Annotated in this window: 12 protein-coding genes; 7 read left to right on the forward strand and 5 right to left on the reverse strand. The window is 72.7% G+C overall.

The window, feature by feature from the left end; all coding sequences use genetic code 11:
• Positions 1-120: 120 nt before the first annotated feature.
• Positions 121-1,656 carry a vWA domain-containing protein gene (locus GA0074704_RS19780; RefSeq protein ID WP_088971874.1) on the forward strand — a complete coding sequence of 512 codons (1,536 nt, stop codon included), beginning with the start codon at positions 121-123 and terminating at the stop codon, positions 1,654-1,656.
• A 254-nt stretch (positions 1,657-1,910) separates the two neighbouring features.
• Positions 1,911-3,488: an alkaline phosphatase D family protein gene (locus tag GA0074704_RS19785; protein WP_088971875.1), complete on the forward strand. Its 1,578-nt coding sequence runs from the start codon at positions 1,911-1,913 to the stop codon at positions 3,486-3,488.
• Positions 3,489-3,640: 152 nt separating this feature from the next.
• Here GA0074704_RS19785 and GA0074704_RS29515 read toward each other — a convergent pair whose 3' ends face one another.
• Both GA0074704_RS29515 and GA0074704_RS19795 read right to left on the reverse strand, forming a co-directional pair.
• Positions 3,641-5,185 (reverse strand): plasmid pRiA4b ORF-3 family protein, encoded by a 1,545-nt coding sequence (locus tag GA0074704_RS29515; protein WP_157743731.1) that lies wholly within the window; start codon positions 5,183-5,185, stop codon positions 3,641-3,643.
• Between the two features lie 75 nt (positions 5,186-5,260).
• Positions 5,261-6,016, reverse strand: coding sequence for a hypothetical protein (locus GA0074704_RS19795; RefSeq protein ID WP_088971877.1), 756 nt, complete (start codon positions 6,014-6,016; stop codon positions 5,261-5,263).
• Between the two features lie 328 nt (positions 6,017-6,344).
• Here GA0074704_RS19795 and GA0074704_RS19800 point away from each other — a divergent pair, with 328 nt between their 5' ends.
• The gene (locus GA0074704_RS19800) at positions 6,345-6,809 is read left to right on the forward strand and encodes a hypothetical protein (RefSeq protein WP_088971878.1); all 465 of its coding nucleotides are present in this window, start codon (positions 6,345-6,347) and stop codon (positions 6,807-6,809) included.
• 25 nt (positions 6,810-6,834) lie between these two features.
• On the opposite strand, the gene GA0074704_RS19805 is transcribed toward GA0074704_RS19800, so the two are convergent.
• On the reverse strand, positions 6,835-8,553 hold the full coding sequence (locus GA0074704_RS19805) for an ABC transporter ATP-binding protein (RefSeq protein ID WP_172880947.1): 1,719 nt from the start codon (positions 8,551-8,553) through the stop codon (positions 6,835-6,837).
• 178 nt (positions 8,554-8,731) lie between these two features.
• On the opposite strand from GA0074704_RS19805, the gene GA0074704_RS19810 reads away from it, so the two are divergent.
• On the forward strand, positions 8,732-9,175 hold the full coding sequence (locus GA0074704_RS19810) for a MarR family winged helix-turn-helix transcriptional regulator (protein ID WP_088971880.1): 444 nt from the start codon (positions 8,732-8,734) through the stop codon (positions 9,173-9,175).
• A gap of 585 nt (positions 9,176-9,760) precedes the next feature.
• Here the strand turns inward: GA0074704_RS19810 and GA0074704_RS19815 are convergent.
• The gene (locus tag GA0074704_RS19815; protein WP_088971881.1) at positions 9,761-10,981 is read right to left on the reverse strand and encodes an RNA polymerase sigma factor; all 1,221 of its coding nucleotides are present in this window, start codon (positions 10,979-10,981) and stop codon (positions 9,761-9,763) included.
• Positions 10,982-10,989: 8 nt separating this feature from the next.
• Positions 10,990-11,337, reverse strand: coding sequence for a YciI family protein (locus GA0074704_RS19820; protein WP_088973827.1), 348 nt, complete (start codon positions 11,335-11,337; stop codon positions 10,990-10,992).
• Positions 11,338-11,483: 146 nt separating this feature from the next.
• On the opposite strand from GA0074704_RS19820, the gene GA0074704_RS19825 reads away from it, so the two are divergent.
• The 3 genes from GA0074704_RS19825 to GA0074704_RS19835 are packed head-to-tail and all read left to right on the forward strand — an operon-like array spanning position 11,484 to position 14,841.
• Positions 11,484-12,008, forward strand: a complete 525-nt coding sequence (locus GA0074704_RS19825) for a PadR family transcriptional regulator (RefSeq protein ID WP_088971882.1) — start codon at positions 11,484-11,486, stop codon at positions 12,006-12,008.
• Positions 12,005-12,685, forward strand: a complete 681-nt coding sequence (locus tag GA0074704_RS19830; protein ID WP_088971883.1) for an ABC transporter ATP-binding protein — start codon at positions 12,005-12,007, stop codon at positions 12,683-12,685. Before GA0074704_RS19825 ends, GA0074704_RS19830 begins: the two co-directional genes overlap by 4 nt.
• Positions 12,682-14,841: an ABC transporter permease gene (locus GA0074704_RS19835; protein WP_088971884.1), complete on the forward strand. Its 2,160-nt coding sequence runs from the start codon at positions 12,682-12,684 to the stop codon at positions 14,839-14,841. Before GA0074704_RS19830 ends, GA0074704_RS19835 begins: the two co-directional genes overlap by 4 nt.
• Positions 14,842-14,871 lie beyond the last annotated feature (30 nt).

Consider the following 14,871-nt stretch of genomic DNA (forward strand, 5'->3'; position numbering starts at 1 on the left):
TCAACGTTCGCCTGGCGCACATCCAGGCGGATATTGATCAGCGGATTTCGATGCAAGAATCGACGCAACTGGATCCCCCCACGGCGCCGACGCTGCCGGCGCCGGGACGAGAGGACGAGCATGAGAGGTTACCGACCGCTCGGACGCCGGCTCCTCGCCGCGTTCGCCGCAGTCACACTGGCGTCCGTCGGGCTGGTCACCGTGACCGGGACGCCGGCATCCGCCGTCACCGGCAACTGCGGCTCGGCGGAGATCGAACTCACCGAGACCGAGCAGGGCATCGTTCCCGCGATGAACGTCCTGGTCGACGTCCAGCTCGACGCCGAGCACCGGGACGTCTTCCACGCGGGCATGACCGGCTGGTGGATCAACCAGACCACGGCACTGGACAGCGGACCACTGACCTCGGTGGCGGGCACCCCGTACTTCGAGTCCCTCCAGCGCTACCCGTACGGGGTCACCGCCACCTGGGCCAGGGTCGTCACCAACAGCGGCCTGATCGAGGTCAGTTTCCCCCTGATCGAGGTCATCACGACCGGGGGAATCTGCTTCGGGCTGTTTCCCCGGTCCAGCATCTTCATCGACCCGGCCGACCCCTCCGCAAGCCTGCGGGTGCAGGTCGCGCTGAACGAACGAACCGCCAACGACCTGGCATTCGTCATCGACACGACGGGAAGCATGGGTGGCAGCATCGACGCGGTGAAGGCGTCGGCGGTCAGCATCGTCAACCGGCTCGCCTCGCAGAGCAGCAACTTCCGGGTCGCAGTGGTGCAGTACAACGACCCGTACGCCGGCGTCGTCTCCGGGTTCTCATCCGATGTCTCGACCATCACCGCCGCCATCAACAGCCTCGGCGCCTCCGGCGGGGGCGACACACCCGAGTTCACCTACAGCGGGGTGATGAGCGCACTCGGCCTACCCTGGCGGGACTCGGCCAACCGGTCGATGATCGTCATCGGGGACGCCGCGGCGAAGGACCCGGAGCCGGGCACCGGCTACACCATGGCCTCGGTGACCGCGGCGGTCAATCAACGGCGGATCCAGGTGGGCTCCGGGCCGACGCTGGCGTCGAAGGCGACCGCCCGGTCGGCCACGACGGCGGCCGCAACGACCGTGAGTGGGGCCTACTACGCCGGCAGCATCCCGATCATGTCGGTCCCGGTCGGCAGCGACCCCGCCGCCCTCACCTCGTTCCAGGGCCTCTCGGCCGGCACGCTGGGGACCGTCTATCCTGCGGCCGACTCCACCGGCGTCGTCGACGCGATCAACCGCGCGGTCGACCGCAGTACCGGGACGGTGCTGCCGCCGGTCACCTCCTGGAAGCAGGCGGTGTCGTGGTACGGCGGGACCGGCACGATGACCGGAGTCCGCCGGGTCTCCGGGTACGCGTACCGGGCGGGCGTCTGTGATTCCACCGCCACACCGTGGCACGTGTTCACCTTCTCCCTGCCGTCCGCCGTCCCGACGACCAAACTGCGCTGGTGGGCCCTGGACGTGACCACCGACCAGGCACTCAAGACGCGGTACGGCAGCCTGCTGCCCGCGGTCGGCGCCTACGGGCAGGACTACACCGCCTGGCTCTGCATGTCCGGCAGCGCCGGTTCACTGCCCACCGGGGTCACCAACGTCAAGGCCCAACTCCGCATGTCCTGGTGACAACGCCACGGGTCTGAGCGACGCCGACCCAGCGAGCACGACACCTCTGGTGAACCGTGAAGCTCGACGGCTTCACCAGCCACCGGTGTCGTGCTCGCTGCCGTCCGGGCCCGACTCACCGCGCTCGTGGGTGTCCCCGCAGGCGGGAGGGCCGCCACACGGTCGATTCCGGGGCGTTGTTCGCCATTCAAGAGGCGGCCACCTGCCGCGCCTACGTTTCCGACCGACCTGGTTTCCTCTGGAAGGTCTCTCGTATGTCGCTGTCCCGTCGTTCGTTCCTCATCGCCGGCGCCGCTGCCGGTTCCGTGGTCCTGGCTCCGCCGCTGGTGGCGTCGGCCGATCCGCGGGTGGGATCCAACCCGTTCGCCTGTGGCGTCGCATCCGGCGATCCGTGGCCCACCAGCGTCGTGCTCTGGACGCGCCTGGCACCTGAGCCCACCGCCCTGGATGGTCTCGGCGGCCTGCGCGATCCGCGCCAGCGGATCCCGGTCGAATGGGAGGTGGCGACCGACGAGTCCTTCTCGGCGCGGGCGGTCGTCCGTCGCGGTGTCGCGCTGGCGACCCCGGAGTGGGGCCACTCCGTGCACGCCGAGGTCGACGGCCTGGAGCCCGGCCGCGAGTACTGGTACCGCTTCCGCGTCGGCAACGAGATCAGCCAGGTGGGTCGGACCAAGACGGCGCCGGCAGCGGATGCCGACATCGAGTCGTTCACCTCGGCGCTGGCCACCTGCCAGAACCTCACCGCCGGCTACTTCACGGCGCTGGGCCACATCGCCGACGAGAACGTCGACCTGATCATGCACGTGGGTGACTACATCTACGAGGGCGCCGGGGCCGGCACCATCGGCCGCCCGCACGCCCCGGCCAAGGAGATCTGGGATCTGGCCGACTACCGCGTGCGTTTCGGCCAGTACAACGCGGACCCCGATCTGATCGCCGCCCGCCGGTCGGCGCCGCTGTTCTGCGTCTTCGACGACCACGAGGTCGAGAACAACTGGGCCGCGGACCGGTCCCAGATCGACAACGAGCCCGACCAGGATCGTGACGTGTGGCTGGCGCGCCGCGCCGCGGCTCTGCAGGCCTGGTACGAGAACCTTCCGCTGCGTAGGGCTCAGCGCCCGGTCGGGCCGGACGTGCAGGCGTACCGCCGCCTACGGTTCGGGCGCCTCGCCGACGTGCACATGGTCGACACCCGCCAGTACCGCTCCTTCCAGAACGACCCGGCGACCAATGCGACCGATCGCTGGATCCCGGGCCGCACCATGCTGGGTGACGCCCAGGAGCAGTGGCTGCTCAACGGCCTGGCGGACAGGTCGGTGCGCTGGCGGGTGATGGCCGACCCGGTCCAGATGGCCCAGCAGGACTCGGCTGCCGGCCCCGCGGTGAACGTGCCCAACGACCCGTGGGACGGGTACGCGTGGTACCGCACCCACCTGCTCACCCGGATCCACGAACTGGGCGTGCGGAACTTCGTGCACATGGCCGGCAACGGCCACTGGAACATGGCCTCCGACCTGCTGGTCAACTTCGACGAGCCGGGCTCTCCGGTCGTCGGCGCCGACTTCATGACCACCTCGGTCACCTCCGGTGGCGACGGCTCGGAGCAGGACAACGGGGCCCGGAACCGCATGGCGGCCAGCCCGTGGCTGAAGGTGGGCAACACCCGTCGTGGCTATCACAAGACGGTCTACACGAAGGCGGAGCTGCGCCAGGAGGTCAAGGTGATGCCCTACGTGACCCGTCCGGGCGCTCCGGTCTTCACCCGCGCCAGCGCGATCGTGCGGGACGGCGTCCCCGGCATCTCCGAGGTGGTCCAGGGCACCATCGTCTGACCGAGCCGCCCCGCTCCGGGGCCGGCCGTAGTCGCGTTTTCGGGACCGACACCGCGAACGCCTGGGCCCGACATCACGTCCCGGTTGACCGGGACCGGGGGTCAGCCCCAGAAGATCCCGGTTGGGCCCCGGTATGGCCGTGACACGGGGCCCTATCGCACCCGCTGCAGAGCCACGGTCACCGCGGCGGCCTCGAACCGCGCCGGGTCGAAGTCGTTCAGGTTGTCCAGGCTCAGCCACTCCAGCCGTTCCCGGTGCTCCGGGTGCGTCGGGTCGGCGAGGATCTCCACCAGCTCGGCGTACCCTCGCACCCCGCCGCAGTCCTCCGGCGGCGCGGCCCGCCGGCCGCCGACGCACCGCGGGTACGCCTCGGCCGCGTCCCGGTCGAAAGCCTTCTCCACGAGGATGTCGAGCTCCCAGTTGTCGCCGAAGTCGTACGTGTAACGCAGCCTGTCCCCGGTGTTAGGCGCGACCTGCTCCAGGGTGACCCGCGACTCGGCGCGATGGCCCAGGTCGGTGTCGGGACGGCCGAAGCTGCCGTACGGGGTCTCGAAGACGTGCAGGTGGCTGTCGGTCCAGCCGAAGGCGACCTGGATCAGCTCGTGCAGCCGGGCGAGGCCGACGTCGGCGGGCACCTGGAGGCGCCGCCAGATCGGCGGGCGGGCACCGCGCAGGCTCACCTTGACCTGATAGATGGGGGCCTGGCCAGCCGACTTCCTCCGCTTTCCCGGCAGTGCCGCCGGGCGTCGCGGACCGGGCACGGCACCGACGGGCGCACCGGGAGCGATGATGTCGAGCAGCGCCGAGATGGAGGCAACGGTCAACTCGCCGTCGCGCAGGTCGCCCCGGCTCGTTGTCCGGGGAGCGGGAAGCCCCCGTAGCCAACTGCGCAGCAGCAGGGCCAGCGCGGCAGTGCCGGGCCCCTCCTCCTCGGGCGGGCCGCCCGGGCCCCCGAGGTCCTCGTCGTGGTCGGCGTAGTTGTCCAGCGCCGCCTCCACAGCTCGGCGAAAGCCGGCCGGCTGGAGCTTGCGTTCCGTGACGTCCACGCCGCCGGCCCGCATCTCGGACAGGAGCGCGTTGCGCGCCGCATCCCACCCGTCGGCGTCGACCAACAGGATGTCGCGGGCGGCACCGCAGTCGCAGTCGTCGATGACGACGACGGCGACGTGCGATCGGCCGGCCCGCCGGAACCTGCCAGTGAGCAGAAGGTTGAACCCCTCGGCATCGGTGTACCGGAAGCGCTGGTCGACCGTGACCGGGGCGTCCAGCTCGGCGAGCCAGGGCGGGGCACCGACGCCGGCCTCGGCGAGCCTGCGGGCCGCCGCCGACGCCGCCCGCCCGGCCTCACCGTCGGCCACCGAGCCGAGCGCCGACAGCATGGCCCGCGCCTGCGGGGTGGCCTGTGCCTCGAAGGTCGGCACGAACTGTTCCCGCACGGCTCGATCGAAGTCGACGTCCAGGGCAGACCCGATCGCCAGCAGCATTGCGGCAGGAACCTCCACCTCCAACGGCTCCTGCATGACGTCGAGGTCGATCGCCTCCGGCAGCAGGGCACCGACCTGGGCGGACGCCGGCTGGGCGTCGGCACAGAACGGGCAGTCGCACTCCTGCGGCGAACCGACCACGACGAGCGGTGCACCGCCGCGAACTGATCGCTTCTTCGCGTTGCGGCGCCGGCCACGGCTCACTGGGCTCACGCCGAGCCAGTCTGCCTCATCATCGGGCTGAGCGACCGCGCGGCACGCGCATGCCTGGACCCCGCCGGCCACGCCTCAGTTCGCGCCGACCGCCCGTCCCGCCGCGATCCGCTCGACCGCGGCCTCCGTTCCCAGCTCCGAGCGGAGATCGGGGCAGGAGTGGTAGGACGCCAGCGCGTGATAGACCACCACCGGATCGCCGGCCAGCCAGTACGGCCGGACCGCCACGAACGGCAGCAGCCGGGACTCCAGGGTGCCGAACCGTCCCGTCAGCCGCCGCATCCGGGTGTCGTCTGACATGTTCGCCTTCACCACCAGGAGCGGGGTGTTCACGCTCTCGGCCGAGACCTGGTAGACGTCCCGCCACGGCACGAACTGGGTGTGGACCAGGGCCCGGTGCCGGATCCCGGCCGGCGACAGGACCAGTTCCCCCGGCGCCAGCCGGAGCATGGTCCCCACGAACCATCCGAGCAGCACCGCGAGGGCCGCGGGGCCGACGCCGAGCAGCACGCCGACGATCCCGGCGAACATCGCGGTCACGGCCACGACCGCGGTGACCAGCGCGGCCAGCACCAGCAGAGCACCGAGGGAGACGTACGGCGCGGTCGCGTAGCCGAACCGCACCCCCCGGCCGCCCTGCGGGTCGTCGACCAGCGTGGGCGGGTGCCCCCGGCCGGCGCGGAGCCGACGCGACCGGACGGAGAAGCCGACCACCAGGCCCAGGAAGACCGCGCCGAACGCCAGCAGCGCCGCCTCGCCCCGGTCGCCGGACCGGGCCGCGGACACCACGCCGGCCACCATGCCCAGGGCGAGCACGCCCAGTCCGACCATCGAAGCAGTGAAGGGTACGGACGTCTGTGGCCCGGCCCAGCCCGTGGGCACCGGCAGCCCTGCAACGCCGCCGTCGCTTCGGACCGCGTCCTGCTCAGACGACATCCTCGGACTCCCTCGGCGACGGTGGGGCCGCCCGCCCACAGCTCGACAGTTCGGTAACTCACCATGCCGTTCCTCCGGTCGGACGGCACGTCGAGCGGTCCGCTTCGCGGCTTATCCCCGGTACGAGAGCATCCGACCGTGGTGGCAGATTGTTCATCAACCCTTCGACAGGGGGTAGTCGGCGGGGACCACAGAGCGGCGTCCTGCCCCTACGATGCGTTCCATGCTCACCTCTCCCCCGCCCGCCGGCCTCGGGCTACCGCCCCGCCGGCCGGACTGCTCCTGCCCCGAACACGCCGACGATCTGACCGACCTGCTGCTGCCGGTCGACGAGGCCGGCGAGCCGCCGGTGCGCCTGGCCGACCTGATCGAGGCGCGGAAGGTGGGCGTGAGCCCGGCGGAGCCGCAGGAGCACTGGCTGGAGCCGCACGACGAGTCCGACGCCGGGCCTGACCGGCTGGGGCCGTTCCACTGGGGACTGCGGGTCGGCGACGAGGCGCACGACTGCTACTCCGACGAGGCGCCGTGGTCGCTGGACCAGGCGCTGCTGGACCGGCCGGGGGTGGAGCAGGTGGAGTGGATGGACCGGGAGGACTTCCTGGTCGGCGCGCCGACGCTGTGCGCGAGCGGGGTGCTCGCCGCCGCGGCCCGCGCTCTCGCCGATCCCCGGGTACGCCGCGCCGCCTGAGCCCGCCCCGCACCCCCAGGGCGCCTCACCTCGCCAGGGTGGCGTACCGGCCGGCGCGGTCGAGCAGCGTGTCGTGGGTGCCGGTCTCGACGATCCGGCCGTGATCGACGACGGCGATCTGGTCGGCGCGCCGCACGGTGGAGAGCCGGTGCGCGATGGTGATCGTCGTACGCCCTTGCGCCAGGGCGTCGAAGGCGCGTTGCACGGCCCGCTCGGTCTCGGTGTCCAGTGCGCTGGTGGCCTCGTCGAGGATCAGCACCCGCGGGTTGCGCAGCAGGGTACGCGCGATGGCCAGGCGTTGCTTCTCGCCGCCGGAGAACCGGTGGCCCCGTGAGCCGACCACGGTGTCGTACCCGTCGGGCAACCCGACGATGAGGTCGTGGACCTGTGCCGCGCGGGCGGCCTCGACGATCTCGGCGTCGGTGGCGTCCGGCCTGGCGTAGCGCAGGTTCTCCCGCACCGTGGTGTGCAGCAGGTACGTCTCCTGGCTGACCACGCCCACGACGGCGGCCAGGTCGGCCAGCCGCAGGTCGCGCAGGTCGATTCCGTCGATGGTGATCCGGCCGGCGGTCGGGTCGTGCAGCCGGCTGAGCAGGGCGGCGATGGTGCTCTTGCCGGAGCCGGTCTCGCCGACGAGGGCCAGGCTGCCGCCCGCCGGCACGTCGAGGGTGACCCCGGCGACGGCGGCGGTGTCGCTGCCCGGGTAGGTGAAGGTGACGTCCTTGAGCCGGACGTGACCGCGGACCCGGGCCGGGTCGACGGTCGCCGGGTGGGCCGGCTCGTCGACCTCGACGGGCAGGTCGAGGTATTCGAAGATGCGGGCGAACAGGGCCAGCGACGCGGTCAGCGAGACGCCGACGTTGAGCAGCGCGGTCAGCGGCCGGAACAGCGCGCCCTGCAACGCGGTGAAGGCGACCAGGGTGCCGATGCTGAGCGTGCCGGCGGTGCCGGGCAGGCCTGCGCTGAGGTAGATGACCGCCGGGATGGCGGCGAAGATGACGCTCATCGAGGCCATCCGCCACCGTCCGGCCAGCTCGGAGCGCAGCTCCAGGTCGACCAGGCGGGCCGACGAGGCGGTGAAGCGGTCGACCAGGGCCGGGCCGGTGCCGAGGGTCTTGCTCAGCTGCACCCCGCTGATCGACAGGCTCTCCTCGACGGTGACGTTGAGGTCGGCCAGTTCGCGCTGGCGTTGCGCGGTGATGGTCCGGCGCAGCCGGGCGACCCGCCGGGACAGCCAGATCGACGGGGGCAGCACGACCAGGGAGACCAGCGAGAGTCGCCAGGACAGCGCCGCCATCGCCACGGCCGTGGCGATCACGGTGGTGAGGTTCGCGGCGATCGAGGTGGCGGTGGAGGTGACCACCGACTGCATCCCGCCGATGTCGTTGGTGATCCGGGACTGCACCTCGCCGGTGCGGGTGCGGGTGAAGAAGGAGACGGACTGGCGCTGGAGGTGGCGGAAGACGTCGGTGCGCAGGCGGTGCATGACCTGCTGGCCGACCCGGGTGGAGATCCAGGTCTGCACGACGCCGAGGGCGGCGGTGACGGCGGCGACCGCCACCATGCCGAGGACGAGCCGGACCAGCAGGGTCAGGTCACGCTCGGGCAGCGCGCGGTCGATCACGGCACGGAGCAGGAACGGTGACGCCATGGCGAGCACCGAGGAAGCCACGATGATCGCGGTGACGGCGGCGAGCTGCCAGCGGTGGTCGGTGAAGAGCCGGCCGATCCGGCGCAGCGACACCTCGCGGGCCTGGGCCTTCTCGGCGGGGGTGGCCTGCCGGCCGGCGTCGCGGCCGCCCCGGCGGCCTTCAAGGGGGTACGCGGTGGGTGAGTCCAAGAGGGGTGCCTCTTTCCGGTCGACTGATACTGAGGTTACCTCATCATGAGGCTGCAACAGGAAGTCCTGCTACCGTATTCCCGTGACCGCGGCAGCACCTCGAGACGACGACGAGCAGCCCCTCGCCGAGGCGTTCTGGGAGGTGGCCCGCCGGCTGCGGCACCGTTCGCGGCAGACCCTGGAGCCGTGGGACATCACGCCCGGGCAGGGCCGCGCCCTACAGGTGCTGATCCGCCACGGCGGCATGCGCCTCGGCGCGCTCGCCGACCACCTGCGGATCGCCCCGCGCTCCGCCACGGAGGTGGTCGACGGGCTGGAGGAACGTGGGCTGGTCGAACGCCGGCCAGACCCGGTGGACCGGCGCGCCACGCTCGTGGCACCCACCGCCGAGGGGGACCGGGTGGGCGAGGCCGTGCGTGCCGCCCGCGCCGCCGAGGCCGAGCGGCTCTTCGGCGAGCTCAGCGCCGCCGACCGCGCCGACCTGGCGCGCATCCTGCGCACCCTGGCCGCCGACCGACTCGACTGAGCCGACCAGCCGGCCGGGGCGGGCCGCGGCGACGGTGGGCACCTCAGCGGGCCGATTGCGGTGGCCGAGACGCGAACCGATCCCGCAGCGCCGGCCCGTGTCACTGCCGGGGCATAGACAGGTCTCGCAGTATTGGCCGGCATCACTCGGGGACGCGGACCAACCCTGCAGCGCCGGCCCGGCATCACTCCGGGACGCTACAGACCTGAGAGCACGAACGACTCAGGTAACTCCCGGGATGCCCGGTCCGCCTCGCCATCGGCTGACGCCACCGACGCTCTTCGGACGCTTTGCCCGACCGTGGCCGCCGCCGACACCCCGGCGCTTCCTCGACCGTGGCCGCCGCCGACACCCCGGCGCTTCCTCGACCGATTGCCGATGACCCGACCTCCCTGGGCTCGTCGGCGACCGGCAGGGCGTCGGCGATTCCGTGAGTCGTTCACGCTCTCAAGTCTGTAGGCAGCGAAGCAGCCTCCCCGGCCCGGCCGCCAGCACCCTCAGGCCGAGGAAGTCGAGCAGGGCCGAAGGGCCGAGGAGCGCCCATGAAGCAGGCGCCGGCCCGCGCCCACGTCCACCCCGACGCCGTCACCGAGGACCCTCCAGCAGGTCACGGCGGCGCAGCAGGAAGTCCCGCTCGGCCCGGTTGCCGGTGAGCGCCGCGGCGGTCGCGTACGCCTGCCGGGCCTCGTCGCGGCGGCCCAGCCGGCGCAGCAGGTCGGCCCGGACCGCGTGGAAGACGTGGTAGCCGGCCAGGTCGAGGCGGTCGACCTGGACCAGCGCGGCGGCCGGACCGGCCACTTCGGCCACCGCGACGGCCCGGTTCAACGCCACGACCGGCCCGGGGGCACGGACCAGCAGCTGGTCGTACAGCTGAAGGATCTGGGCCCAGTCGGTGCCGGCGGCGTCCGGCGCGTCGCTGTGCACGGCGTTGATCGCCGCCTGGATCTGGTACGGGCCCGGCCGGTCGCGCCGCAGGCAGCGGCGGACGAGGTCCTGCCCCTGCCGGACCAGGTCCCGGTTCCAGCGTTGCCGGTCCTGCTCGGCCAGCGGCACCAGGGCGCCGTCCGGTGCGGTGCGGGCCTCCCGCCGTGCCTCGGTGAGCAGCATCAGCGCGAGCAGGCCCAGCGCCTCCGGCTCGTCGGGCATCAGCTCGACCAGCAGCCGGCCCAGCCGGATCGCCTCCGCACAGAGCTCGGCACGGGCCAGCCGGTCCCCCGCGCTGGCCGTGTGCCCCTCGGTGAAGATCAGGTAGACCACCGCGAGCACCGCGTCGAGTCGGGCCGGCAGGTCCGCGTCGCGGGGCACCCGGTACGGGATGCCGGCGTCCCGGATCTTGGCCTTGGCGCGGACCAGGCGTTGGGCCATCGTCGGCTCGGGAACCAGGAAGGCGCGCGCGATCTCGGCGGTGGTCAGGCCGCCGAGCAGGCGCAGGGTCAGCGCCACCCGGGCGGGTGCGGCCAGCGCCGGATGGCAGCAGGTGAAGATCAGTCGGAGCCGGTCGTCGGTCACGGGCCCCTCCTCGGCGGGGACGTCGGGGGCGTGCAGCAGGGCGGCCTGGGCGTGCCGCCCAGGGCGGGACGCCTCCCGCCGCCACCGGTCGACGGCCCGGTTGCGGGCGGTGGTGATGATCCAGCCCGCGGGGCTGGGCGGCACTCCGGTCGACGGCCAGCGCCGCAGGGCGGCGACGAACGCCTCCTGGACCGCCTCCTCGGCGAGGTCGATGTCGCCGAGGAGGCGGACCAGCACCGCGACCGCGCGCCCGTACTCGGCGCGGAACACCCGCTCGACGTCGTCGGCGTGCGGCATGGAGGCGGTCAGACCTCACCCTGGAAGGGGCGGACCTCGATCGGCAGGGTGGTGGCGAGGGCGTACCGGCGTCCCCACTCCAGGGCGGCGTCCAGGTCCGGTGCGGTGATGATGGTGACGCCACCGAGATGCTCCTTGCCCTCGGCGTACGGGCCGTCGGTGACCAGCACGTCGCCGTCCTTCGGGCGCAGCACGGTCGCGGTGTCCGGGGCGTGCAGCCCCTGCCCGAAGACCCAGGAGCCGGTCGCCCGCAGCTCGTCGCCGATGGCCTGGACCTCGCGCATCACCCCGGCCAGGAACTGCGGGTCCGGCTCGCCGCCGACCGGCTGGTACATGCTGATCAGGTACTGCTTCACGGTCTTCTCCTCACGAGAGCCGCCGGCCCGGTGCCGGACGCCCACCCTTCATACGAGCGGGACCGCCCAGGATCGACAGGACACACCGGACCGCCCCGTCTCCGCAACTATGTACTCGGGGTATACACCGGGTGTATGGTCGCCGCATGAGTGTTCCGTTGACCCTTCTCGGCCTGCTCGAGCAGGAACCCCGCCACGGGTACGACCTGAAGCGCGACTACGACACCTTCTTCGGCCGCGGCAAACCGCTGCCGTACGGCCAGGTCTACTCGACGCTGAGCCGCCTCGCCCGCGACGGCAAGGTCGTCATCAGCGATGTGGAGCCCGGGGCCGGGCCGGACCGCAAGCGCTACGTCATCACCGACCGGGGCGCCACCGAGGTCGACCAGTGGCTGATCCAGCCGGTCGAGCCGGAGCCGCACCTGCAGACGGTGCTCTTCGCCAAGGTCGTGCTGGCGCTGATGCTCGACCGCCCCGCCGAGGACTACCTGGACACCCAACGCCGCGCCCACCTGCAACGCATGCGCGAGCTGACCGAGGTCAAGCGCACCGGCGGCCTGGTCGACGCGCTGCTGGCCGACCACGGCCTCTACCACCTGGAGGCGGACCTGCGATGGATCGAGACCACCGGCGCCCGCCTGGACGCCCTGCGGAGGACGGTGCGACCATGACCACCCTGATCGAGGCCCGAGACGTGGAGTTCTCGTTCGGCAGCACGCCCGCGCTACGTGGCGCGAGCCTCGCCGTGGACGCCGGTGAGATCGTGGCGGTCATGGGCCCCAGCGGCTCGGGCAAGTCGACCCTGCTGCACTGCCTGGCCGGCATCCTGGTGCCCGACGCCGGGGAGATCCGGTTCGACGGTCACCGCATCGACACCCTGTCCGAACCGCAGCGCAGCGCCCTGCGCCGGGACCGTTTCGGGTTCGTCTTCCAGTTCGGACAGCTCGTGCCCGAGCTGACCGCCGCGGAGAACGTCGCCCTGCCGCTGCTGCTCGGCGGGGTACGCCGGGCCGAGGCGCTGCGTACCGCCAACGGCTGGCTCGACCGGCTGGGCCTGGTCGGCCTGGAACAACGCCGTTCGGGAGAGCTGTCCGGCGGCCAGGCCCAGCGGGTCGCCCTGGCCCGCGGCCTGGTCGCCGGCCCCCGGGTGCTCTTCGCCGACGAGCCCACCGGCGCCCTCGACTCGCTCACCGGCGAACAGGTGATGGACCTGCTGGTCACCGCCGCCCGCGAGCAGGGCACCACGGTCGTCCTGGTCACCCACGAGCCGCGGGTCGCCGCGTACGCCGACCGCGAGGTCATCGTCCGGGACGGCCGGATCAACGCCCCCGACCGGGTCGCGTCGTGATCCGCCTCGGTTTGCGCCTGGCCGTGGCCGGCGGCCGGGAGGCGGTCACCCGCCTCGTGTTGATCGCCGCCGCCGTCGCCGTGGGCGCCGGGCTGCTGCTGACCACCCTGGCCAGCGTCAACGCCGTCGACGCCCAGCTCACCCGGTATGCGGCGCTGTATCCCGGCGAGTCCGTCGGCGGCGACGCCGATCCGCTGTGGTGGTCGACCCGGGACGACTACTTCCAGGGGAAACAGATCGTCCGGGTCGACGTCGCCGCGACCGGGCCGGACGCGCCCACGCCGATCGGCCTACCCGGGACGCCGCGTCCCGGCGAGTTCTACGTCTCCCCGGCGCTGCGGGAGCTGATCGCCGCTAACCCGGCCGACCAGCTCCGCGACCGCTACCCGGCCCGCGACCTGGGCACGATCGGCTCGGCGGCGCTGCCCTCGCCAGACGCCCTGGTGATCATGGTCGGTGGCACCCCCGAGGAGGTGGCCAGGCAGCCCCGGGCCCGGCAACTCACCAGCGTCGGCGACACCACCCCACAGATCCCGGAGACCATCGTGGACCTGATCCTGGGCGTGGTCGCCGGCGGTCTGCTCTTCCCGGTGCTGATCTTCATCGGTACGGCCACCCGGCTCAGCGCCGCCCGCCGCGAGCAGCGCTTCGCCGCGCTGCGCCTGGCCGGCGCCACACCGAGGCAGATCTCGACGATCGCCGCGGTCGAGGCCGGCCTGGCGGCCGTCGCCGGCACCGCCGTCGGCTTCGCCCTCTTCCTCGCCGTCCGCGGCCAGCTCGCCGAGATCCCGTTCACCGGCATGCGGTTCTTCCCCACCGACATGTCGCTGGACCTGCGGGACATCCTGATCGTGGCGCTCGGCATCCCGGCCGGCGCCGCGACCGCCGCCCACGTCTCGCTGCGCCGGGTACGGATCTCCCCGCTCGGCGTCACCCGGCGGGTCACCCCACGCCCGCCGCGCGCGTACCGACTGATCCCGCTGGTCCTCGGCCTCGCCGTGCTGTTCGTCGCCTACGGCTACCGTCCCCGCACCAGCGACGGGCAGACGGCGCTGTTCCTGCCCGCCATCCTGCTGGTGATGGGCGGCCTTCTCCTCGCCGGCCCCTGGCTGACCATGGTGGGCGCCCGGCTGCTGGCGGCCCGGACCCGCCGGCCCGCCGGACTGATCGCCGCCCGACGGCTCGCCGACAACCCGAAGGTCGGGTTCCGAGCGATCAGCGGCATCATGGTCGCGCTCTTCGTCACCACCCTGGCCGTCGGCGTGATCACCACGATCGTCGCCAACCGCGGGCCCGCGCCGCTGGGCACCACCGCCGCCGGCACGCTCTCGGCGAACTTCAACGAGAAACCGCTCGCCGTCCCCGACCGGGTGCTGACCGACCTGCGCGCGATCCCGGGCGTGCGGTCCACCAGCGTGGTCCGAGAGAACTCGGACCTCACCATGGAGGGCGACGGGGTGATCGCCTGCGTCGACCTGCCGCCGGCGTACGGCCGGTGCGCCCCCGGCGCCGCCGTGGCCCAGGTTTCCTCCAACTTCCTCCCCTGGCGGGAGTCGGCGTCGCCGGACCGGCAGTGGCCCACGTCGTCGGTGTCCCCCGCCGGCCTGCGCCGGTTGCCGGTGACGTCGGTCGTCGTCGGCACGGACGGCGGGGCTGCCACGGTGGAGCGCGCGCGGACCGTCCTGGAGATCGCCTACCCGACGCAGTTCTGGGTGGCGCCGAACGTGCCCGGCGACTTCGAGTCCGACTTCGCCAACACGATGCGTGGCTGGCAGCAGTTGGCCGACGTCGTCATCGTCGGCAGCCTGGCGCTGGCCGGGTGCAGTCTGGCCGTCAGCGTCATCGGCGGGCTGAGCGAACGCCGCCGCCCGTTCAGTCTGCTGCGCCTGGGCGGCGCGCCGGTACGCGTCCTGCGCCGGGTGGTCCTGCTGGAGAGCGCGGTGCCGATGCTCGCCGTCGCCGTGCTGGCGGTGGGCGTGGGTCTGCTCGCCGCACACCTGTTCCTGCGGGCGCAGATGCGCTACACCCTGACCGCGCCCGGCCCCGGGTTCTACGCCGTCGTCGCGACCGGGCTGGTGGCCTGCCTCGCCATCATCGGGGTGACCCTGCCGCTGCTGGACCGGATCACCGGCCCGGAGACCGCCCGCAGCGAGTGACCGCGCTGGCCGCCGCGCCGGCTCGTGGCC

The sequence above is a fragment of the Micromonospora siamensis genome, assembly GCF_900090305.1.
Lineage (GTDB): Bacteria > Actinomycetota > Actinomycetes > Mycobacteriales > Micromonosporaceae > Micromonospora > Micromonospora siamensis.